Consider the following 21,257-nt stretch of genomic DNA (forward strand, 5'->3'; position numbering starts at 1 on the left):
AAGTTGATGGGCAATGCAAATATCCCATCGCATTTGGGAATGCATCTATTTTCGAAGCAATATCCCGACCAAGTCCTTATCCTCGAGCGATCCCGGCATCAAACATTGACCGGGCCAGCCCATTTCCGCGCCGGATTTCCACGCCATGTTTCGCCGGCAGGTATTCTTGCGCCAGGCATCAACACGCTCGCCACCGTCAATGTGGCCCCATCGCCGATCTCGGTATCCGGGTATACGATGGCATTCGCGCCGACGGTAACCCGCGCCCCGATTCGCACCGTGCCACAAACGAGCTTTCCACCCGCCAGAAAATTGGCGGTCACCAAGGACGCATTGCCTAGAACCGTACCGTCGCCTATGGACACCGCGTAGGGGTCATCAATGCTGCCGCCCAGTGCCACGTCACGGCCCACGGATGCCCCGAACAATGACTCTAGCAAGGGCTTCAGGAACACAGGGACGAAAGGGCACAAGGCGCCATACCCCAATCGGTAAATGACTGTCAGGAACTTCCAGTACGTAAACTCGGGTGAGTTCTCCTCATGGGTGCCCGTTGGCAGCGGTCGCCAGTGAAGCAGCAGCCTGGTCATCAGTGCTGACGCAAGTCCATAGCCCACGAAAAAGAGCCCGACCTCCAGCAAAACATGATGAGCCCCAACGACGGCCGCCAAGCGTGGGTGCAGCGCGACCGGTAAAGCGAGCGCCGTGAAGAGCAACAGCGCGATGGCTAGCGTGGACAGCAAGTAGTCAATTGTTGTGGTTTTCATGCTCGGCCTTCACTTTCCTAAAGTTCGTGTGGTCCACCGTTGTGCGGCTGACAAACGGTCAGAATACACGGCCAACGGTCAACAGTCGCCAGACATGCGGGCCGGCGCTAATCTGATGCTACGGCCCTGCCGATACACCTTGCCGTGACCGAACCTGTTGCTCTGCTTTCCGGGATCCACAAGACCTACCAGATGGATGAGGTTGAAGTGCCCGTGCTGCGCGGGATCGACCTACTGGTACGTCCGGCGCGTTTCACCGTCCTGCTGGGTCCTTCGGGCAGTGGCAAGTCCACACTGCTGAACATGCTGGGCTGCATCGACCGACCCGACCGCGGTACCGTCTCAGTTGCCGGCATAGACATCCAGCAACTATCAGATGATGAACTGGCCGACTTTCGCGCAGCCCACATCGGTTTCGTCTTCCAAAGCTTCAACCTGATCCCGGTGCTGACAACGTTCGAGAACGTTGAGTACCCACTCGTCTTGGCCGGAATGGCACCAGAGCGTCGCCAGCGTCGCGTGAAGAAGCTGTTAGACCTGGTTGGCCTGACCGACCGGGCGCGGAATCTACCGGGGCAACTGTCTGGCGGCCAACGCCAGCGCGTCGCGATCGCGCGGGCGTTGGCGCGAAAACCCAAACTGGTGATTGCCGACGAGCCCACCGCCAACCTCGACAGCCAAACCGGCGCGGCCGTGATTCAACTCATGCGCCACATGCAAGAGCGTTACCGGATCTCATTTATCTTCGCGTCGCATGACCGAAGCTTGATCGACGCGGCCGACGACCTGATCATGCTGCGCGATGGTGTCATCCAGAAGATCATTCGCAAGGCAGAGCCTGAAGCTACGACTGCGGCCGCACCCGAGTCGGCGTCAAATGCCAATGCATTCGTCGTTGAGGACGACGAATGAACCAGACCTTGTCGCTAGCGCTGCGCAACTTGCTGCGCAATCGCCGCCGATCGCTCGCGACCCTGCTGGCTTTGGCGATTGGCGCCGCTTCGTTGTTGCTGTTCGGGGGCTACACCGCCGACATCCGCCTTGCCATGTTGACTGAGTACGTGCGAAATGGCGGCCACCTCCAGATTCAGCATCGCGACTACTTTCTGTATGGCAGCGGCAATCCGACTGCCTACGCCATTCGTCAAAACCGCCGTATCGAGCAAGCCATTGCAGAAGACCCGGCACTGAGAGGATGGGTTACGGTTGTCACGCCGATGCTGCAGTTTGGGGGCGTGGCAGGCAACTACGACGCCGGCGTATCACGCACAGTAATTGGCACAGGTCTGATAGCCGCCGACGTGACACGCATGCGCCAATGGAACGAATTTGGCAGCGCGCAAGTTAGCCCACCCTACGTCTTAGACGGCGCACCCGCCGATGCGGCCATCGTGGGCACCGGCGTGGCCCGGGTGCTACTGCTGTGCGCCGCTTTGAACATCACCAACTGTCCGAAGCCCGAGACCGAGAAGGCACCCAAGGGACCCTCACTCGATGCAGATATCGCAGCGCTGGCAGATCTGGAGAGCAAGGCGCCTAGCAAGCCCTCCTCGAAGGCCCAAGACAAAGGGCGCGGCGGTGCTAGCGCCATTGCTGCGCCCGCGCCTCCGCATGCCCCCAAAGCAAAAATAGAACTCCTGTCAGGTCACGGTCGCGGTTCGCCGAACGTGGCCGCGTTGTACGTGCAGGCAGCTGAGAACCAAGGCACCAAGGAACTCGACGATATCGCGATCGTGCTGCAGTTCCAGCAGGCCCAACAACTGGTTTTTGGCCGTTCCGAACCGCGTGCCACCGCCATCATGGTTCAGTTGGCACGTACTGCAGATCTGCCCGTGGCCCGCGAAGCGCTAAAGGCACTCATAGCGCGTGTAGCACCCGACGAACCGTTGGCTCTCCTCGATTTCATTGAACTCAATCCGTTCTACACGCAGACAGTGCAGTTGTTCGACACGATCTTCGGCTTCATCTTCACCCTCATCGGCGGCATCGTGCTTTTCACGGTAACGAACACAATGAACGCCGCTGTGGTCGAACGCACCACTGAAATCGGCACCTTGCGCGCGGTTGGTCTGCGACAGGCGGGTATCCGCCAGCTATTTGTGACGGAAGGTCTGGTATTGGGAATGGCGGGCGCTGTGGCGGGCATCACCAGCGCGCTGGTTATTTCGTGGATCGTAAATAGCCTGCAACTCACCTGGCTACCACCCGGGGGTTCGGAGCGCCTACCGCTGACTGTGCGGGTTTGGGGCCAGGGGGGCATGATCGCGCTTACAGCGGTCGGTTTGGTGGTGATTGCCGCCTTATCGGCTTGGTGGCCTGCGCGACGCGCTGCTCAGTTGAAGATCGTCGACGCACTGAGGCATATCTGATGTGGACACGTGCTAGCTTCCTTCGCAAAGCCTTGTGGTTCATGGGGGCCGGTATCTCGGCGCTGCCTTTGCATGCGGCGTCCGACGCACAGGCGCTGCTGGCTGCCAGCGACGCAGTCCGGAATCCGGGTCAGCCGTTTCGAGTAACGGTCACACTAACCGAGTTCGAGAAGGGCCAACAGGTCGACACAAGCCAGTTGGTCAGCTACTCCCGATCGATGGAGCAAACTGGAGGCACTCAGTTCGCAAGCTTGTTGCGCTTTGTTCAGCCTGTTCGAGACACGGGCAAGCTGCTACTAAAGAATGGCAGCGACATGTGGTTTTACGACCCTGGCACCAAGGCCAGTGTGCGCATCTCGCCACAACAACGACTGTTGGGCGACGCCTCGAATGGCGATGTCGTGACAGTGAACTTTGCGCGCGACTACAAAGCCAGCATTGCTGCAGAGGAAACCATCACCGATGGTGAGCGGAAGCAACGCAAGAGCATCAAGCTGGCGCTGACCGCAGCGACTGAAGACTCGACCTATGCTTCGATCGAGCTTTGGATCGATGCAGATTCGCGATGGCCGCTAAAGGCACGATTCATCGCCGATTCCGGACGATTGCTGAAGACGGCTTATTACCGCAAATTCCAGTTGCAGCTCGGCACCGAGCGGCCGACGGAAACCGTCATCATCGACGGCGTGAACCCGCAATCCGTCACCATCGTGCGCTTCTCCGACTACGCCTCACGCAACTTGCCAACCACGTGGTTCCAGCGCGACTTTCTGCAGCGCTTTCAGGGAGATTGATTGCCATGAGCACCGAATTTGGCGACTCTGCGGGATTGCCCCGGTTCATTGCTCTGGCCATCCTCTTCACCATGTGCGCTAACGTGCGGGCTGCAGATGAGGATGCCCTGGCACTGGAGGCGCCAGCCGCAGATATCGCGCCTACACGTAGCGAAGTCTCCGCAGCAAACCTACGCCTGTTTGGCGAACTTGCTGCAGGGCGGCTGACGCGACGCGGCGGGTTGGGCAACGTCGATTCGCGCCGAGTATCGATCGACTACACACAGTCCTTTCGGCCCTTGCCCGGCTGGCGCGCAGTGCTGTCAAATCGACTTGACGACATACACCCGGCCGATTCAGGTGAGCGCGCCACCACCAACAGCTTGCGCGAAAGCTACCTCAGCTGGCAGGACGGGGCTGGCGAAATGGTGCTTGAGTTTGGTCGCATCAATCTTCGCAATGGCCCGGCCTACGGCAACAACCCAACGGACTATTTCCGCGGGGGTGCCTTACGCGCAATCTCAACAGCTGACCCTTTGGCATTGCGCGAGATTCGATTGGGCACTGTGATGCTACGCGCCCAGAAGTTGTGGACCGGCGGAGGGCTGTCGCTGGCTTTGGCTCCGAAGCTGGCTGACCATGCGAGCGATGCCCCATTCAGTCTTGATCTTGGCGCTACGAATAGCCGAAAGCGCGGGCTTCTGACGTGGAGTGGCAAGAGCGGCAAGCGCCTGAGCTGGCAAATGCTGGGCTATGCCGAGGAGGGGCGCGGACCGCAATTGGGCGCCAACGGCACCTACCTGATGACCGATGCGATCGTGGCACACGGCGAGTTTTCTCGCGGCCCGGAATCCGATCGACTGGCATCTTTGCTCGACGGCTCGCCCTCGTCCTCGTCGCCGAAGCGTGCACGCTGGACCGCAGGGCTAACCTACACCGCCCCCACGCGAACCGCCATCACCGTGGAGTACGCTCACGATGGTGCCGCACCGAATAGAGAAAGTTGGGCTGCTGCTGCCCAGGGCACTGATGTGCTGGGCACTTATCTGCTCGACGCCCAGAAGCGTCAAGATAACGCGTCGCGCGGTGCGTGGCTTGTGTACGTTTCGCAAAAGAGCCTGGCCGTGAAGAACCTCGATTTGAACGGCTTCGTACGAGTCAATGCCGACGACCACAGCCGTTTCGCCTGGCTTGAAGTGCGCTACCACCTCGACCGTATTGACGTGGCTGCGCAGTGGTTTGGTGCAAGCGGTAGTGCAAGCGCCGAGTACGGCCTCATCCCAAATCGCCGGTCGCTGCAGTTGATCCTCGCGACTTTTTTCTGAAACACCTACGCCAACTTCCCCCACATGAGCATCCGCGCCGTTGATATGGCGTATCAAACCGAGGTGGTCGCAACAGCCGCACAGGTGGACGCAGTCGAGTGGCGGAGCCTTTGGCCTTCTGAACAAGAGGGTCGAGACTATTACATGGTACAGGATCAGGCAGGCCTCCCCGGCTTCGAGTTCGGTTACCTGTTGCTACGCCGCGCTGGCCGCCTGGTAATGATCGCTCCGCTATACGTTGCCGATTTTGACTTCCGGTTGGCATTCGAAGGCAAGGCGCAGCAACGGCTGGCACGCATGCAACGCGTTTGGCCTGGCCTGATGGTCTGGCGCACGCTGTTTTGCGGCGGCTTCGCTACCGAGCGGTCGGTGATTGCCGTCGCAGCTGACGTGGCAGCGGACCCAGCGCTTTGGCGCGCGTTCGACGCAGCCCTTTGTGCTCATGCCCGCCAGAAGCGAGCGCGCATGATTGTTATGAAGGACTTCGCCGCGGACGATTCCGACGCCAGCTTGGCATCGCTGCGGGTTCTCGGCTATTCGCGCAGCGATGCCTTGCCCATGCCTGTTATTGATCTGCCGTACAAGAGCCTGGACGAATACCTCGAATCGCTGTCAACTGGGACGCGAAAAGATCTAAGGCGCAAGCAGAAACAGACCAATTCGCGGGGCGGCCTCATCGTGGAAGCGCGCCAGACCATCGATCCGCCGCTCGCTCAGGCATTGCATGGCTTGTATCGACAGGTCTACAACCGCAGCGATCTGCACTTCGAAACCTTGACACCAGCCTACTTCGAGGGCTTTGGTCGTCTACAGCCGGAGCATTCGGTCTATTTCCTGTACTTCTCAGGACAAAACGATTCCCGTCAATTGATTGGATTCAATTTGTGCACAGTGCATGACGGACGACTGATGGACAAGTACATTGGCATGGACTACTCACAAGCACACCAATACAACCTGTACTTCGTCAGCTTCTTGTACAACGTGCAATGGTGCATCGAGCATGGGCTGAAGGCCTATGTGCTGAATCAGGGTGGCTACGAGCTCAAAGCCAAGTTCGGGGCCACGATGCATCCTTTGATGCACATGACCCGTATGGTCAACCCAATTCTTAACTCCTTACAGGCCCGGTTCACCTGAGCAGCGACATGGGTACGCCGTCGTCAATTGCCGGCCAGGTTGGCGACAAGGCCACCGCGACAGAACCCGGCCCGAACGCGGTGCCACCGCTGTACTGGCTGCTGCTGTCAGTGGCCATCATCAGCGAGGTCGCCGCCACCAGCCTGCTCAAGTTCACCGAGGGCTTCACCCGGCTTTGGCCGTCAGCGGTCGTGATCGTCCTCTACGAACTGTCATTCATTCTGCTGACGGTGGTGACGCGCCGAATTGCGGTGCCTGTGGTGTACGCCACCTGGGGAGGCGTCGGTGTTGCCATGGTGACCGTGGTGGCGTGGGCGTGGCTCGGCCAGAGCTTGGATGCGGCAGCGTTGCTGGGCATCGGCATGATCACCGCGGGCGTGATCGTGATCCAGGGGTTTTCAGAGACCACCCATGCTTGACTGGCTGACCCTGCTCGCAGCAATCGTAGCTGAGGTGTTGGCCATCACGGCGATGAAGCTGACCGACGGCTTCAAGAAGATTTGGCCCTGGGCCGTGGCAATGGCGCTGTGTTTCGCCGCGTCGCTCTACCTGATGAGCCTGACGCTGGACACCATCCCTGTGGGCATCGTGTACGCCACCTGGACGGGCTCGGGCTTGGTACTGATCACGCTGGTCAGCCAGGTGTTCTTTCACCAGACCATGGATCCGCCCGCTCGGCTGGGCATCGGTCTAATTCTGGGCGGAGTGATCGTGCTTCAGGCGTTTTCGAACTCCGTCCCGCGCTGAGCGGCCAGTGGCCGTGCCTTAGCCGGTGACGCCGATCCGGGCGAGAACCCGCTCCAGTGCTGACTCAACTGACGGCTGCTCCAAAATGGCCTGAATGCGCAAGGCTGCCGTTTTGGCGAGTTCAGACTGAACGGTTTCCACCGCCGCGCGCAGCATCTGGGGGTTCAGACAGTCCGTCCGCAGCACCGCCCCAGCCCCAGCGGCCACCAGAGGTTCCATGTTGAGGAACTGGTCCATGTTGGTTGCAAGGCCGAGGACCGGCGCGCCAGCAACCAGTGCCTGCTGTGTACCCATGCTGCCGCCGTTGCAGACCATCCAATTGGACCGCGCGGCGGCCTGGTCGCCCGGCAAGTACGGCGCAATCCAAGCGTTCGGCGGCACGCGGACCGGAAGCGACCCGCCCGCCGTAGAGGCCATCACCCGAACAGGCATATCGGCCAGGGTACCCAGCACCACCGGCAAGGCCTCGGTCGGACCGGAGCTGCCCAACGTGACATAGACCCAGGGCAGGCCTGGCGACGCCGTTTCGGACCACCAATCAGGTAGCGAAACCGGTGGCGCCCAGGCCAGCGGTCCGATCCAGCTGGCGTGCTCACCGAGTTGAACCTGCGGAAACAGCGCCGGTACATCGGGCAGCAGCAGGTGGTCGCAGTCGGAGTAGGCGCGGCGAAGGTCGTTGCCGAAGCCCGGCAAACCATGCGCGCGGCGCAGCCGGTTCATCGGCCCGCAGTGCTGGTGGAAGGCGATGGGCCGGCCGATGGCAAACAGGGTGCGGGCCAGCGGCAGGGGCAGCGCGCGCGACAGCGGCAGCACCGGCATCGGGTAGCGCGGCGGGGCCAGCGGGGTCCAGTAGGCGTTGGCGATGGCGAGGTAGGGAACCCGGGCCACCCGGGCGCTCACCGAGAGCGACAGCCGGAAGTCGCCCACCACCACGTCGGGCCGCTCGGCGGCGATCAGGGCCGCGTCTTCGGCGGCATAGCGCGCCAGTGTCTCGTGGCTGTAGACCGGGGCACCGCGGGCCAGGCGGTCATTGAAATCAGCCGGCGCAACGCTGTTGAGATCAACGCGCCGCCAGCGCGCATCGGTGGCAAAGCGTGCGTAGCGCGGCGTGCAGGCCAGCACGATCTCGTAACGCGCCGGGTCGAGCAGGCGCGCCAGCGCCACGGGCCGCGCCACATGGGCCAGCGTGACGCCCTCGGCAAACATCAGCAGCTTCAGGCGGCGTGCGGGCATGGGGCGGGATGGCTGGGCCACGGGCATGGCCGCGATGCGCGGGCGGCGGCAGCGCCTACTTGGCCGTGATGGCCAGGCGGTGCATCAGATCGTACAGCGTGGGCCGGCTCACCCCCAGCAGTTCGGAGGCCTTGGCGATGTTGCTGTCGGTGCGCGCCAGCGCGGCCAGCACGGCCTGGCGTTCGGCGGCTTCGCGCACCCGGCGCAGATCCAGGTCGCCCGTGCCGCCGGCGTCGGCCACGTCGCCTTCGGCCGCAGGGGTGATGGCGGCCATGCTCAAGCCCAGGTCTTGTGCGGTGACGCGGTTGCCGTCGGCCATGATCACGGCGCGGCGCACGGCGCTGAGCAGCTCGCGCACGTTGCCGGGCCACGGATGCGATTCGATGGCGCGGGCGGCGTCGTCGCCCAGGCTCATGGCGCCACGCTTGTTCTCCTGCGCAAAGCGGCGCAAGAAGGCGTGGGCCAGCAGCACGGCGTCGCCGCTGCGCGCGCGCAACGGCGGGATGTCGACCACGATCTCGGCCAGGCGGTAGAACAGGTCTTCGCGGAAGCGGCCTTCGGCGATCTGGCCCTTGAGGTTCTGGTGCGTGGCGCAGACCACGCGCACATCCACGGCGATCTCCTGGCGGCCGCCCAGTCGCTCGATCTTGCGCTCTTGCAAAAAGCGCAGCAGCTTGGCCTGCAGCGGCATCGGCAGGTCGCCGATCTCGTCGAGCATCAGCGTGCCGCCATTGGCGGTTTCGATCTTGCCGACGGTGGTCTTGGTGGCGCCGGTGAAGGCGCCGCGCTCGTAGCCGAACAGCTCGCTCTCGAGCAGGTTTTCGGGGATGGCCGCGCAGTTGATGGCCACGAACTTGCCCTTGCGCCGGCTGGCGTTGTGCAGGCCGGTGGCCAGCACTTCCTTGCCGGTGCCGCTTTCGCCCAGCAGCATCACGGTGGCATCGCTGGGTGCCACCTTCTCGATCATGCGGCCCACGCGCAACATGTCGGGATCACGGGTGATCAGGCCGCCCAGGGTTTCGCTGGGCTGCACCGACTGCAGGCGGCGGTTCTCGGCCTGCAGTTCGAACAGGCGGTAGGCGCGCTCGATGGTCAGCGCCAGCATCTCGGGCTCGAAGGGCTTGGCGAAGAAGTCGTAGGCACCCAGCGAGATCGCGCGCAGCGCATTGGCGCGGTCGTTCTGGCCGGTGAGCACGATCACCTTCAGCTCGGCATCGGCCTCGAGCAGCTGGCTCAGCAGGCGAAAGCCCTCGCCGGTGCTGTCGGGGTCGGGCGGCAGGCCGAGGTCCATGGTGACCACCGCGGGCCGGTGCCGGCGGTAGGCGGCCAGGGCCGATTCACGGTCGCTGGCGGTGACCACGTCGAAGCGGTCGAGCGACCACTTGATCTGCTTTTGCAGCGCGAGGTCGTCTTCAACCACCAGCAGCGGTCGGTCGTTGTCTTGGCTCATAGCTTGGCGGGGCCGGTGGGGGCGTGGAGATCGCTGCCGGTGCGCAGATCAAACAGCGGCAGCAGCATCGTGACCAGGGTGCCGACGCCGGGCTCGCTCTTGACGTCGATCTGGCCGCCGAGCTCCTTGACGTACTGGAAGCTCTCGAAGGTGCCGATGCCCATGCCGCTGGCCTTGGTGGTGTTGAAGGGCCGGAACAGCCGGTTCTGCACAAACTCGGCACTCATGCCGGCGCCGGTGTCGCCCACTTCCACCACCGCCCGGCCGGCGGACTGGGCCAGCCGCAGCCACACCTTACCCGTGGGCGGCGTGGCCTCGAAGGCATTCTGCACGACATGGCCGATGACCCGCTCCACCCGATCGGGATGGCCGCGGGTGGCGACGCGATCGCCGAGGTCGAGCAGCAGTTCGCGGCCGCGCTGCTGGGCGCCATCCTGCAGGCGCTGGGCGATGGCGCTCAGGTCGACGCCGGCCTGCAGGCCGGTGGGCCGCTGGCCTTCGCGCAGCTGCAGCATCAGCTGGCGCATCTTTTCGACCGAGTTCTGCACCGTCTCCAGCATGTCGGCCTGGAACTCGGGGTTGTCGCGGTGGCGCTCGGCGTTCTTGAGCATCAGCGCCAGCTGGGTGACGATGTTCTTCAGGTCGTGCACCACAAAGGCCGACATGCGGTTGAAGGCCTCGAACTTGCGCGCTTCCAGCAGGGCCTCGGTGGCATGCATCTGCGCCAGAAAGGCCGCGCCCTGGCGGGCGGCGGTCTTGAGCAGGTCGCGCACCTCCCAGTTCAGTTCGACCGGTGCGCGCGGGCGGGTGAGCACGACAAAACCGTTGAGCTCGTCACCCACGATCAGCGGCACCACCACCCAGGCTTGCGGCATGGCGCGCAGCCAGTCGGGCAGCACCGCCAGCGCGTCGCGCTCGGTGGGGGCATGGCGGTCGGCGGCCAGGTTGAACAGCCACTCGCGTTCGCGCATCAGCGTGATGAAGGGCGAATCCAGCGGCTCGCGGGCGTCGCTTTGCGGCAGGTTCCAGCTGGCGGCAAGCACGCAGCGGTCTTCACCGATGACACGCAGCCACAGGCCGCCGCCCTGGGCCTCGACCATGTCGGCCAGCCCTCGCACCACGGTGGCGCCCACCTGCTGCGGCTCGGCACAGCTGCTGAGCAAGGCGGTGAAGCGCAGCCACTCCTTGCGGTAGTCATACCGGTAGCGGAAGAAGTGCTTGCCCACGAACACCCGCATGCGCGCGCGCATGGTGCCCGAGGCCAGCAGCACGCCCAGCAGCACCAGCGCCGCAAACAGCAGCGCCACCTGCAGTGCGCCGCCCCAGCTGCCGCCGGCCACCCGCACGTAGTAGCCGGCGCCGGCCATCACCAGCAGGTAGCCGCCGATCAGCAGCAGCGAGGCCGAGTAGAAAGCCGCCGTCTGCGAGATCTCGATCTTGCTCAGCCAGCGCGCATGGCGGCGCGAGGCCACGAACAGCAGGGCCACCGCCACGGCATGGGCCAGGCCGCGGGCGTCGGCCACATCGAAGTCGAGCCGGCCGAACATCATCACCTGCGAGTACAGGTAGATGTCGTAGATGAACAAGCCGGCCAGCGCCAGGCACAGCGGCTTGGCCGCCCAGGTGGACTGCTCGGCCTGGTTGCGGAACAGCTGCTCCACCAGCAGCAAGCCGGCCACGGCCCAGGCCAGGCGCAGCGTGGCCACCAGCCGCGAGGCGCGGTCCACGTCTTCGGGCAGCCAGGCCAGCCAGGCGTTCACGGCCAGGCTGCACAGCGCCAGCGCCAGCGCGGTGTGCCAGCCCCAGTGGCGCCGCGGCTGGCGCCCTGGCTCGTGCGGCAGCAGCCACATCATGAAGGCCAGCCAGGCCAGGTGGCGCAGGTCATCCAGCCCCTCGGCCAGGTGCCAGCTCAGGCGCTTGCTGGAATCAAGATCGAACCAGGCCGCCGCGCCCCAGGCGGCACTGGCCACGATGGCCACCAGGTAGCCGCGCGAGGCCGGGCCGGGGTTGGTGCGCAGCAGCCCGGTGCGCCACAGGTACAGCGCGTAGATGCCGTAGGCGGCAAACGCCAGCAGGTAACCAAGGCGCAGCAGGCCGTCGGAGGTGTCGAGCATCGTCAGGGCCGGGTCTGGCAAAGGCGGCAGCGCGCAGCCGGCAGGCCGCGCGCCTGCGCCGGCGCCAGCATGCGCCGCCTGCGCGCGGTCAGCGGGCGCCCTTGCCGGTGACCACCACGCCCACGGTCTCGAACAGGATCACCAGATCGAGCAGCAGGCTGTGGTTCTTCACGTAGTACAGGTCGTACTGCAGCTTTTCCTGCGAGTCTTCGATGGTAGAGCCGTACTGGTAGCGCACCTGGGCCCAGCCGGTCACGCCAGGCTTGAGGCTGTGGCGCACGGCGTAGTACGGAATCTCGTTGGTCAACTGCTCGACGAAGAACGGCCGCTCCGGGCGCGGGCCCACCAGGCTCATGTCGCCCGCCAGCACGTTGAACAGCTGCGGCAGTTCGTCGATGCGGGTGCGGCGGATGAACTGGCCCACGCGGGTGACGCGGTCGTCGTTCTTGCTGGCCCAGCGCGGCTTGCCGTCTTTCTCGGCATCGGTGCGCATGCTGCGGAACTTGGTGACCTTGAACACGCGGTTGTTGGCGCCCACGCGCTCCTGGCGGTAGAAGACCGGGCCCTTGCTTTCCATCACCACGGCAATGGCCGCCAGCAGCATGAGCGGCGCCGACAGCACGATCAGCAGCGTGGAGAAGAAAATATCGAAGGCGCGCTTGACCGCCGACCGATAAAAGCCCTGGTTGAAGCCGTCGCCAAACACCAGCCAGCCGGCATTGACGAAGTCGATGCGGATCTGGCCCAGCATGCGCTCGAAATAGGTGGTCAGGTCGAACACCCGCACGCCCGAGAGCTTGCAATCGAGCAGCTCGCGCAGCGGCATGCTGCCGGCGCGGCGCTCGGTGAGCGCGACGATGATCTCGTCGACGCCCAGGCTGCGCGCCGACTGGATCAGCGATTGCGTGGCCGGCAGGCGCTCGGCCTCGGGCACGGCCGGCTGCTTTTCATTCGGGCCGGGGTAGTAGCCGACGATGGTGGCCAGCGGATCGGCGGCGCGCAGCGTGGCGCCCACCATTTGCGCCGCCGGGCCCGAGCCGAAGACCAGCACGCGCGAGCCGGCGCGTGACTGGGTGGCCCAGTAACCCATCACCACACGGCGCAGGATCAGCGCCGCGATCACCAGCATGGCCGAGGTGCGGATGGCCACCGAATCGCCAAAGCCGACCGGCAGCAGCGCGAAGATCTGGTAGGTCAGCAGCACCGCCAATGCCAGCGCCACCAGGGCACGTGCCGTGGACTCGACGAAGGACCAGTCCTGCACCCGCTGGTACAGGCCTGACAGGCCGTTGATCATGAACAGCCCGGCTGCCAGTGCCAGCACCTGCGGCGCTGCGCTGGGCAAGGCCTTGACCAGGCTGTCGGCCTGGATGAGCACCACCCCGGCCAGCGCCAGCAGCGACAGCAGGAAGTCGAAGGCGATGCGCTGCACCGTCCAGGTGTGGAAATAGTGATTGAAAAGCCTGACCACCGAACACTCCCACTGCACCACGCCTCGCAGCATCGACGGGCGCCGCAACGCCCATGGATCAATGGCCGGGCCTTGCGGCAACCGGCCACTTGCTGCGGGCAGGACGGGGGCGCGAATGCAACCCCTCGATGTCTGCCCGAGGGCACATCACCATGCCACTGTACGCAGGCCCTGTGCGCACCGCGCGGTGCGGCGGAGGGGGCGCGCGATGTATGTCACGGCAGTCGGAGATTCTTACACCTTCGCCTTCGAAGGTTCTTGATACACAGCGTGCGAAAGACGCGACACAGGGGGGCTTGCCCCCCGCAGATGGGGTGTTCAGGCCGGTGTGAGCATCGATTCGCGGGCCGCGGCAGCGGCCGAGGCGCCGGCCGAAGCCACCGCGGCGGCCGCCAGCGACGCCGGCATGGCCTGCGGTGGCGCCGTGCCGGTGTCGGCCGCGGCCTGCACTGGCTGTGGCGCCAGATCGCGGTGGGTGCGGCCGCTGTGCAGTGCATCAACACAGCGCTGCCACGACGCATCGGGCCGCGCCACCATGAAGCCGTGGTACGTGACGCCCTGGCTGACATGGCAGCGCACGGCGCGCGCCTCGACCACGGCGGTGTCGGCGCTGCCCAGGTCGACCGTGAGCGTGCCGCTGGTGCCCTCGGGCAAGGGCGTGGGGCACTCGGCCAGGAAGCCGTGGCGTGACAGCTCGATGACCTGCAGCGGATAGGCGATCGACGTGCCGTACGAAGCCACTTCCAGCTGCGCCGGGCAGCGCAGCGAGAAGCGCTGGTGCTGGCGCATGGCCGCGCCCAGCGTGGCGCCGGCCCGCGGCATCGGCAGCACGCCGGCGTAGTCGTCCAGGTCGTAGATCGAGCGCAGCAGCAGGCGCTTGCGATCGTCCAGCGTCTCGAACACCTGGGTGCGCTGGTTGAAGAAGTAATCCATCATCGCCGGCGTGAGCACCGGGTCGTTGGTGGTGTGGAAGTGCCGCTCGGGCCAACGGATGTTGGCCAGCGGATCCACATACAGGTAACTGTGCAGGTTGCGGTGCGCCGGCCGGTCGCGGTAGAGCAGGCGGGTCTGTTCGGGCGACAGCTGCAGGTCCAGCGTGGCGCCGACGGCCGGTGCGCCGTTGGCGAAGTCGTAGTTGTTCACCTCGCAGGCCTGCAGCCGGGTAAAGGCCAGCAGGCCCTCGTACATCTCGATGCGGTTGGGATTGACCGCGATCACCAGGTGCCGGGTGTCGAAGTAGTCGCGCGCGTACTCGCGCATGAACTTCATCAGCGGAAACAGCACCTGCCCACCCAGCCCGCGGTAACGCGGATCGACCGCCAGCGACGACACCTCGGTGATCTTGCCGCCCTTGGCCCGCACCGCCGTCAGATCGAACACCGACTGCAGCGGAAAGCCGAACACGCCTTCGCGGATGATGCTGATGGTGCCCACCACCTTGCCGTCCCACTTGGCGCACAAGGTGGTGGTGGTGGGCAGGGCGTGGTAGATCGTGACGCGCAGGCCCGAGGGGTCGGGCTTCATGAAGCCGGCGCTCACATACGAGTCGTGCAGGATGCGGAAGCAGTCTTCCAGCTCTTCCTGCGTCTCGGCGATCTTGAGTTCGAGCCGCGGGTCGGGCGTCGGGTCGCACTTCACCATCGCGCGATAGAACTCGAAGCGCCATGACTGGGGCAGCAGCGACAAGCCATCGCGCAGGGCATCGTGCGCTGACTTGCGCATCCGGGAGATCAGGGTCCGCTTCATGGTAATGCTCGGTGGCCTCGGTATCGGCTGGCCGGTGATCACCTCTGATCAGCCTGTGCTCGCCTGTCGGTAACTACGGCAGCGCAGCGCGCGGATTCAGAGCGGCAAATGTCACTTCAGTAACCGGCTGTAATGCCGACAGTCGCTGGCCGGCCCGCGGCGGCCCAGCCTCGGCCCAGCGCCGGCAGCGGGCATTTGCGGCAAATGCCGCAGGCGCGCAGCCTCACGCCATGCGGCGCGGCAGCAGGCGCGGCGAGGTAGCGGCAGGCCCGCTGTGTTGCAGGCGGGCCAGCAGCGCGGGCAGTGACACGGTCTGGGTCAGCAGTTCGCCCAGGTGGCGGGCGCTGCGGCGCACCACCCGGTCGAACGGCGTCCACTCGAAGCCGTCCATCTCGTCGCGCTGCCGGCCCCAGCTGTCGGTGTAGCGGCTGCTACAGTGGCACAGCGTCGCATCGAAGGCCTGCACCCGCACCGCGTACAGGTGCAGATCCTTGCTGCGCTGGTAGGCCTGGCGGCCGAGGTCGAGCAAGTCCACGCCGCTCAGGACGAGGCCGCATTCCTCGCGGGTTTCGCGCAGCGCGGCGGCTTGCGGCGCCTCATCGGCCTCGGCGCCGCCTTTGGGAATGTCCCAGTGCCAGGCCCCGGTGACATGGCACATCAGCAACTCGGCGCGGTCATTCAGCACCAGGATGCCGCAGGACAGCTGCTTCATCGCCCCGCCCGGTTCATGCCGCGCCCGCCACCGCCGCGGGCCGCGGCACCAGGCTGCCGTACAGCAGCGTGCCCAGGGCCGCCAGGGCCAGGCAGACCCAGATCACCGGCGTGTAGCCGTGCCAGGCGTCGAAGGCCGCGCCCGCCAGCCAGGGCCCGGCCAGGTTGCCCAGCGCCGCACCGCTGTACAGCGTGCCCAGGATGGCCGACACCGCGCGCGGGCCGAACAAGTCCATCACCAGCGCCGGCATCAGCGACACCATGCCGCCGTAGCTGAGGCCCAGCCACAGCGCGAACACCGCCATGGCCCAGTAGCCCGAAGCGCCCCACCACACCAGGTACGACAGGCCCAGCGAGGCCTGGGCCAGCGCCAGCGTCAACGGCCGGCCCAGGCGGTCGGCCGCGGCGCCGATGACAAAGCGGCCAACCAGGCTGCCGATGCCGATCAGCCCCACCAGGCCCACGGCCCGGGCATCGGGCACGCCCAGGTCGCGCGCCGCGGCCGACACATGGGCAAACGGCACAAACATCACCGGCCCGGCCACCAGCGTGGCCAGGTACAGGCGCCGAAACGCCGCACTGCGCACGGCCTGCCCCAGCGTGTGGCCGGCCACAGCCGCACCACCCTGGGCGGTGGCGGCCGGGGCGCGGCGCAGCAGCAGCGTGGCGCCCAGGCCCAGCACCAGCACCCCCACGGCCAGCGCCTGCAGCGCGCCGCGCCACTGCCATGCGGCAATGGCCGCGGCGGCCAGCAAGGGCACCGCCACCGTGCCGGCACCGATGCCGGCGCTGGCCATGCCCGCGGCCAGGCCGCGCCGCCGGGTGAACCAGGGCTGCACGCAGGCGATCGACGGTGTGTAGACCAGCGCGATGCCCAGGCCCACGCCGCCGCCATAGGCCAGGTACACGGTCCGGATGTCGGGCGCCAGGCTGGCGCCCAGCAGGCCGGCGGCGATGCACAGCATGCCGGCGCTGCACACCCGGCGCGGGCCGAAGCGGTCGGCCAGCAGGCCCCCGCCAGCGCCGCCGACGAAGTAGATCAGCCCGCACAAGCCGAACACCAGCGCCACCTGCGCACGTGGCGCGCCAAAAGCCAGCGCGAAGGGCTCGAAGAAGGCGGCAAACGAGTACGACACGCCAAAAATCACGCCCAGCGCAACGAAGCAGGCCCACACCACCACCCAGGCGTAGGCCGGCTCGATTTCGATAACGGGAGATGCGGCGGGGGGTGCGGCGGGGGATGCGGCAGACATCGGTCGGCCCAGTGTAGGAGCCGCCCGCGCCCGGCGACGTCACCTAGGCAACGCAATATGGTGCACCAAAGCCCTCGGTACAAACACCGAGCATGCACTATATTGCTTGACTTCACCCCAGCCGGCCGTTAACTTGCCGCCCAGGCTGCGCGGGGCGCGCAGGCCCTGCAACAGACGGCCACCGGCGCCCGCGCCACCGGCCGGCCGCAGGCCCGCCGCCCGCGACGACCCTGCAACCACGGCCCGCGCAGCGGGCGCGCCCGGAGACCACCAAGATGCCTTTTCCGTTCTCGAAGCTGGCCCTGGCCACCGCCGCCGCAGCACTCAGCCTGGGCGCGGCGGCGCAGACGCCACCGCCGCTCAAGGTGGGCTTCATGCTGCCCTACACCGGCACCTTTGCGGCGCTGGGCGATGCCATCGAGAAGGGCTTCAAGCTGCATGTCGACGAGCAGGGCGGCAAGCTGGGCGGCCGCGCGATCCAGTTCTTCAAGGTGGACGACGAAAGCGAGCCGAGCAAGGCCACCGACAACGTCAACAAGCTGATCAAGCGCGATCAGGTCGACGTGATCGTCGGCACGGTGCACTCCGGCGTGGCACTGGCCATGGCCCGCGCGGCCAAGGAGAGCAACACGCTGCTGATCGTGCCCAATGCCGGGGCCGACGCCATCACCGGCCCGCTGTGCGCGCCCAACATCTTCCGCTCGAGCTTCAGCAACTGGCAGCCGGGCTATGCCACCGGCGTGATCGCCGCCCAGAAGGGCCACAAGCGCGCGATGACCATCACCTGGAACTACGCCGCCGGCACCGAGACGGTGAAGGGCTTCACCGAGGCCTTTGAAAAAGGCGGCGGCAAGGTCATCAAGGATTTGTCGCTGCCCTTCCCCAATGTCGAGTTCCAGGCGCTGCTCACCGAGATCGCGGCGCAAAAGCCCGATGTGGTGTTTGCGTTCTTCGCCGGCGGTGGCGCGGTGAAGTTCGTCAAGGACTACGACGCCGCCGGCCTGCGCAAGAGCGTGCCGCTGGTGGCCTCGGGCTTCCTGACCGAAGGCACGGTGCCCGCCATCGGCGCGGCCGGCCAGGGCCTGGTCACCGCCATGCACTACGCCGACTCGATGGAGACGCCGCGCAACACGGCCTTCCGCAACAAGTACGCCGTGACCTACAAGAGCAACCCCGACGTGTATGCCGTGCAGGGCTACGACGCGGCGCAGCTGCTGGCCGCCGGCCTGGCCGCGGTGAAGGGCGACTTTGCCAAGCGCAGCGAACTGCAGGCGGCCATGAACAAGGCCACCATCGACAGCCCGCGCGGCAAGTTCACGCTGAGCCCGCAGCGCAACCCGACGCAGGATTTCTACGTGCGCGAGGTCAAGGGCGACTACAACGTGATGAGCGGCGTGGCGGTCAAGGCGCTGGCCGATCCCGGCCGCGGCTGCAGGATTTAACTCTCCCCCCCCGAAGCGCCTTCGGCGCCTCCCCCAGGGGGCGCCGCCAGCGGACCGGCGCAGCCGGTTCCGCGGCGGCCGCTTGCTTCGACCGCTGACCCTTCCCCCACCGAGCAACCGTGGACCTCGCCACCTTCGCCGTCCAGTGTCTGAACGCCGTGCAGTACGGCCTGCTGCTGTTTCTCGTCGCCTCGGGGCTGACGCTGATCTTCGGCATCATGGGCGTGATCAACCTGGCGCACGGCAGCTTCTACATGCTGGGCGCCTACCTGGCCTTCGGGCTGGCGCCGCTGTTCGGCCAGAACTTCGTGCTGATGCTGGTGTGCGGCACGCTGCTGGCGGCGCTGTTCGGCTACCTGCTCGAATGGGCCTTCTTCAGCTACCTGTACCAGCGTGATCACCTGCAGCAGGTGCTGATGACCTGGGCGCTGATCCTGGTGTTCGAGGAGCTGCGCTCGATGCTGGTGGGCAACGACGTGCATGGCGTCAAGGCGCCCGACTGGCTGGCCGGCACGGTGGCCCTGGGCGAGCTGATGACCTACCCGGTCTACCGCCTGTTTGCCTCGCTGGCCTGCCTGGCCATCGGCGCGGCGCTGTGGTTCACGGTCAACCGCACCCGCCTGGGCATGATGATCCGCGCCGGCGCCAGCAACCGCGACATGGTGCGCGGCCTGGGCATTCCGATCACCTGGCTGTACCGCGTGGTGTTTGCCGGTGGCGTGGCCCTGGCGGCGCTGGCCGGCATGATCGCCGCGCCGATGAGCAGCGTGTACCCCGGCATGGGCGGCCATGTGCTGATCGTGAGCTTCGTGGTGGTGGTGATCGGCGGCATCGGCTCGATCCCTGGCGCCCTGGTCGCGGCCCTGCTGGTGGGCCTGGTCGACACCTTCGGCAAGGTGTTCTTTGCCGAGCTGAGCGGCATCGGCGTGTACCTGCTGATGGCGGTGATTCTGGTGTGGCGGCCCGAAGGCCTGATGCGCAAGGGCTGGTGAGATGGTTGCCACACTGAACCGCTGGCTGCCGCTGCTGGCCGCCTTGGCCCTGGCCGCCCTGCCCGCCGTGCTGAGCCCCTACCTGCAGGACCTGGTGCTGCGCGTGATGGTGCTGGCCGTGTTTGCCCTGAGCCTGGAGCTGCTGGTCGGCACCACCGGCCTGGTGAGCCTGGGCCACGCCGCGTTCTACGGCATCGGCGCCTATGCCACGGTGAAGCTCTCGCCCGAGTTCGAGGCCGGCAACCTGCTGCTGCTGCTGCCCGCGGCCATGGCCGCGGCCGGCGTGTATGCCGCGGCGGTGGGCGCCCTGAGCCTGCGCACCAAGGGCGTGTACTTCATCATGGTGACCCTGGCCTTTGCGCAGATGGCCTACTTCGTGGTGCACGACACCAAGGCCGGTGGCGGCACCGACGGCATCTACCTGAACCTGCGGCCGGTGCTGGCGCTCGGCGGCCAGACCCTGATCAACCTCGACGACAAGCGCAGCATGTACGGGCTGGCGCTGGGCGCGCTGGTGGCCACCTATGCGCTGCTGGCGCTGCTGCGGCGCTCGCGCTTCGGCCATGCGCTGGCCGGCATCCGCGTCAATGAGCAGCGCATGCGCGCGGCCGGCTTCTCGACCACGCTGTACAAGTGGGCCGCGTTCGTGCTGGCCGGCATGCTGGCCGGTCTGGCGGGTTTTCTGGTGGCGGCCAAGGACGGCTTCGTCAACCCCGAGATGCTCAGCTGGCACGAGAGCGGCGCGGTGCTGCTGGTCATCATCCTGGGCGGCCTGGGCCATCTGCGCGGCGCGGTCATCGGCGCCATCGGTTTCGTGCTGCTGAAGGAAGCGCTGTCCACCCCGGCCCTGGTGGGCCATGTGCTGGCCGAGCGCTGGCAGCTCACGCTGGGCCTGGCGGTGATGGCCTGCGTGGCCTTGATGCCCAAGGGCCTGATCGGCCTGGCCAGGCGCAAGGAGTCCGGATCGTGAGCGAGGTCTTGCTGCAATGCCAGGGCCTGACCCGGCGCTTCGGCGGCCTGGCCGCGGTCAACGACGTGTCGCTGGATTTCCGCATCGGCGAGGTGCATGCGGTGATCGGCACCAACGGCGCCGGCAAGAGCACGCTGATCAACATGCTGTCAGGCGAGATGCCGGCCAGCGCCGGGCGCATCGCGCTGCAGGGCCAGGACATCACCGCCATGCCGCAACCCCGGCGCGCACGTGCCGGCATCGGCCGCAGCTACCAGCGCACCACCATCTTTCCGGAGTTCACGGTGTTCGAGAACGCGCGCCTGTGCGCCCAGGCCGCGCGTGCCCGGCCCTGGGCGCTGTGGCAGTCGGCCGCGGCCTGCGCCGCCAGCGGCGCCATCGCCCACGAGGCGCTCGAGGCCGCCGGCCTGGCCGATGCCGCCCGGCGCCCGGCCGGCACGCTGAGCCACGGCGCCAAGCGCCAGCTCGAGATCGCCATGTGCCTGGCCACCCGCCCGCGCGTGCTGCTGCTGGATGAGCCGCTGGCCGGCATGGGCGCCGAAGAGACCGACCGCATGCTGGCCCTGCTGCAGCGCCTGAAGCCCGGCCATGCCATCGCGCTGGTGGAGCACGACATGGACGCGGTGTTCCGCATTGCCGAGCGCATCACGGTGATGGTCAACGGCCAGGTGATCGCCAGCGGCACGCCCGAGGCCATCCGCACCGACCGCCAGGTGCAGATCGCCTACCTGGGGGACGCGCATTGAGCACCGCT

The 21,257-nt window shown here is 66.3% G+C and carries 19 protein-coding genes; 11 read left to right on the top strand and 8 right to left on the bottom strand.

Translation table 11 applies throughout. The annotated features are described in order from the left end of the window. Positions 1–98: 98 nt before the first annotated feature. Positions 99–767 carry a hypothetical protein gene (locus tag N4G63_RS21080; RefSeq protein ID WP_260786928.1) on the bottom strand — a complete coding sequence of 223 codons (669 nt, stop codon included), beginning with the start codon at positions 765–767 and terminating at the stop codon, positions 99–101. A 192-nt stretch (positions 768–959) separates the two neighbouring features. Here N4G63_RS21080 and N4G63_RS21085 point away from each other — a divergent pair, with 192 nt between their 5' ends. Genes N4G63_RS21085 through N4G63_RS21115 form a run of 7 tightly spaced genes read left to right on the top strand, consistent with a single transcriptional unit; the run spans position 960 to position 7,121 of the window. After that, positions 960–1,679, top strand: a complete 720-nt coding sequence (locus N4G63_RS21085; protein ID WP_260787637.1) for an ABC transporter ATP-binding protein — start codon at positions 960–962, stop codon at positions 1,677–1,679. Continuing rightward, positions 1,676–3,136 (top strand): ABC transporter permease, encoded by a 1,461-nt coding sequence (locus tag N4G63_RS21090; RefSeq protein WP_260786927.1) that lies wholly within the window; start codon positions 1,676–1,678, stop codon positions 3,134–3,136. Before N4G63_RS21085 ends, N4G63_RS21090 begins: the two co-directional genes overlap by 4 nt. Next, positions 3,136–3,930, top strand: a complete 795-nt coding sequence (locus tag N4G63_RS21095) for an outer membrane lipoprotein-sorting protein (RefSeq protein WP_260786926.1) — start codon at positions 3,136–3,138, stop codon at positions 3,928–3,930. Before N4G63_RS21090 ends, N4G63_RS21095 begins: the two co-directional genes overlap by 1 nt. A 5-nt stretch (positions 3,931–3,935) precedes the next feature. Then, a complete protein-coding gene (locus N4G63_RS21100) occupies positions 3,936–5,234 on the top strand; it encodes a hypothetical protein (protein ID WP_314600167.1) in 1,299 nt (432 codons plus the stop codon). A gap of 24 nt (positions 5,235–5,258) precedes the next feature. Then, on the top strand, positions 5,259–6,374 hold the full coding sequence (locus tag N4G63_RS21105; protein WP_314600168.1) for a GNAT family N-acetyltransferase: 1,116 nt from the start codon (positions 5,259–5,261) through the stop codon (positions 6,372–6,374). 8 nt (positions 6,375–6,382) lie between these two features. Further along, positions 6,383–6,793: a DMT family transporter gene (locus N4G63_RS21110; RefSeq protein WP_260786921.1), complete on the top strand. Its 411-nt coding sequence runs from the start codon at positions 6,383–6,385 to the stop codon at positions 6,791–6,793. Further along, positions 6,786–7,121, top strand: a complete 336-nt coding sequence (locus N4G63_RS21115; RefSeq protein WP_260786920.1) for a DMT family transporter — start codon at positions 6,786–6,788, stop codon at positions 7,119–7,121. The genes N4G63_RS21110 and N4G63_RS21115 overlap by 8 nt, the downstream gene beginning before the upstream one ends. Before the next feature lie 18 nt (positions 7,122–7,139). Here N4G63_RS21115 and N4G63_RS21120 read toward each other — a convergent pair whose 3' ends face one another. The 7 genes from N4G63_RS21120 to N4G63_RS21150 all read right to left on the bottom strand — a co-directional run bounded on the left by N4G63_RS21120 (position 7,140) and on the right by N4G63_RS21150 (position 17,099). After that, the gene (locus N4G63_RS21120; RefSeq protein ID WP_314600169.1) at positions 7,140–8,354 is read right to left on the bottom strand and encodes a glycosyltransferase; all 1,215 of its coding nucleotides are present in this window, start codon (positions 8,352–8,354) and stop codon (positions 7,140–7,142) included. Positions 8,355–8,409: 55 nt separating this feature from the next. Continuing rightward, positions 8,410–9,804: a PEP-CTERM-box response regulator transcription factor gene (prsR, locus tag N4G63_RS21125; protein ID WP_260786918.1), complete on the bottom strand. Its 1,395-nt coding sequence runs from the start codon at positions 9,802–9,804 to the stop codon at positions 8,410–8,412. Continuing rightward, entirely contained in the window at positions 9,801–11,918 is a 2,118-nt protein-coding gene (gene prsK, locus N4G63_RS21130; protein ID WP_314600170.1) for an XrtA/PEP-CTERM system histidine kinase PrsK, read from the bottom strand. The genes prsR and prsK overlap by 4 nt, the downstream gene beginning before the upstream one ends. Positions 11,919–12,006: 88 nt before the next feature. Further along, the gene (locus N4G63_RS21135) at positions 12,007–13,389 is read right to left on the bottom strand and encodes a TIGR03013 family XrtA/PEP-CTERM system glycosyltransferase (RefSeq protein WP_314600171.1); all 1,383 of its coding nucleotides are present in this window, start codon (positions 13,387–13,389) and stop codon (positions 12,007–12,009) included. A 318-nt stretch (positions 13,390–13,707) separates the two neighbouring features. Further along, a complete protein-coding gene (locus N4G63_RS21140) occupies positions 13,708–15,135 on the bottom strand; it encodes a GNAT family N-acetyltransferase (RefSeq protein WP_260786915.1) in 1,428 nt (475 codons plus the stop codon). Between the two features lie 223 nt (positions 15,136–15,358). After that, positions 15,359–15,847 (bottom strand): NUDIX hydrolase, encoded by a 489-nt coding sequence (locus N4G63_RS21145; RefSeq protein ID WP_260786914.1) that lies wholly within the window; start codon positions 15,845–15,847, stop codon positions 15,359–15,361. Between the two features lie 13 nt (positions 15,848–15,860). Next, on the bottom strand, positions 15,861–17,099 hold the full coding sequence (locus tag N4G63_RS21150) for an MFS transporter (protein ID WP_260786913.1): 1,239 nt from the start codon (positions 17,097–17,099) through the stop codon (positions 15,861–15,863). Between the two features lie 275 nt (positions 17,100–17,374). Between N4G63_RS21150 and N4G63_RS21155 the strand changes: the two genes are divergently transcribed. The 4 genes from N4G63_RS21155 (at position 17,375) to N4G63_RS21170 (ending at position 21,249) form a co-directional block, all read left to right on the top strand. Then, positions 17,375–18,541 carry an ABC transporter substrate-binding protein gene (locus N4G63_RS21155; protein WP_260786912.1) on the top strand — a complete coding sequence of 389 codons (1,167 nt, stop codon included), beginning with the start codon at positions 17,375–17,377 and terminating at the stop codon, positions 18,539–18,541. 119 nt (positions 18,542–18,660) lie between these two features. Further along, complete coding sequence (locus tag N4G63_RS21160) at positions 18,661–19,533, top strand: branched-chain amino acid ABC transporter permease (protein ID WP_314600172.1); 873 nt, start codon at positions 18,661–18,663, stop codon at positions 19,531–19,533. Between the two features lies 1 nt (position 19,534). After that, entirely contained in the window at positions 19,535–20,503 is a 969-nt protein-coding gene (locus N4G63_RS21165) for a branched-chain amino acid ABC transporter permease (protein ID WP_314600173.1), read from the top strand. Then, complete coding sequence (locus tag N4G63_RS21170) at positions 20,500–21,249, top strand: ABC transporter ATP-binding protein (protein WP_260786911.1); 750 nt, start codon at positions 20,500–20,502, stop codon at positions 21,247–21,249. The genes N4G63_RS21165 and N4G63_RS21170 overlap by 4 nt, the downstream gene beginning before the upstream one ends. Positions 21,250–21,257: the final 8 nt, after the last annotated feature.

It is taken from the genome of Aquabacterium sp. OR-4 (genome assembly GCF_025290835.2).
In the GTDB taxonomy this organism is placed as follows: Bacteria; Pseudomonadota; Gammaproteobacteria; order Burkholderiales; family Burkholderiaceae_C; genus Pseudaquabacterium.

Bases quoted from the DNA above. Each gene is read 5' to 3' on its own strand.
- N4G63_RS21090 (WP_260786927.1), top strand. From the start codon at position 1,676: ATGAACCAGACCTTGTCGCTAGCGCTGCGCAACTTGCTGCGCAATCGC.
- N4G63_RS21110 (WP_260786921.1), top strand. From the start codon at position 6,383: ATGGGTACGCCGTCGTCAATTGCCGGCCAGGTTGGCGACAAGGCCACC.
- N4G63_RS21080 (WP_260786928.1), bottom strand. From the start codon at position 767: ATGAAAACCACAACAATTGACTACTTGCTGTCCACGCTAGCCATCGCG.
- N4G63_RS21155 (WP_260786912.1), top strand. From the start codon at position 17,375: ATGCCTTTTCCGTTCTCGAAGCTGGCCCTGGCCACCGCCGCCGCAGCA.
- N4G63_RS21100 (WP_314600167.1), top strand. From the start codon at position 3,936: ATGAGCACCGAATTTGGCGACTCTGCGGGATTGCCCCGGTTCATTGCT.
- N4G63_RS21095 (WP_260786926.1), top strand. From the start codon at position 3,136: ATGTGGACACGTGCTAGCTTCCTTCGCAAAGCCTTGTGGTTCATGGGG.
- N4G63_RS21140 (WP_260786915.1), bottom strand. From the start codon at position 15,135: ATGAAGCGGACCCTGATCTCCCGGATGCGCAAGTCAGCGCACGATGCC.
- N4G63_RS21145 (WP_260786914.1), bottom strand. From the start codon at position 15,847: ATGAAGCAGCTGTCCTGCGGCATCCTGGTGCTGAATGACCGCGCCGAG.
- prsK (WP_314600170.1), bottom strand. From the start codon at position 11,918: ATGCTCGACACCTCCGACGGCCTGCTGCGCCTTGGTTACCTGCTGGCG.
- prsR (WP_260786918.1), bottom strand. From the start codon at position 9,804: ATGAGCCAAGACAACGACCGACCGCTGCTGGTGGTTGAAGACGACCTC.
- N4G63_RS21115 (WP_260786920.1), top strand. From the start codon at position 6,786: ATGCTTGACTGGCTGACCCTGCTCGCAGCAATCGTAGCTGAGGTGTTG.
- N4G63_RS21150 (WP_260786913.1), bottom strand. From the start codon at position 17,099: ATGTCTGCCGCATCCCCCGCCGCACCCCCCGCCGCATCTCCCGTTATC.
- N4G63_RS21165 (WP_314600173.1), top strand. From the start codon at position 19,535: ATGGTTGCCACACTGAACCGCTGGCTGCCGCTGCTGGCCGCCTTGGCC.
- N4G63_RS21085 (WP_260787637.1), top strand. From the start codon at position 960: ATGGATGAGGTTGAAGTGCCCGTGCTGCGCGGGATCGACCTACTGGTA.
- N4G63_RS21120 (WP_314600169.1), bottom strand. From the start codon at position 8,354: ATGCCCGCACGCCGCCTGAAGCTGCTGATGTTTGCCGAGGGCGTCACG.
- N4G63_RS21105 (WP_314600168.1), top strand. From the start codon at position 5,259: ATGAGCATCCGCGCCGTTGATATGGCGTATCAAACCGAGGTGGTCGCA.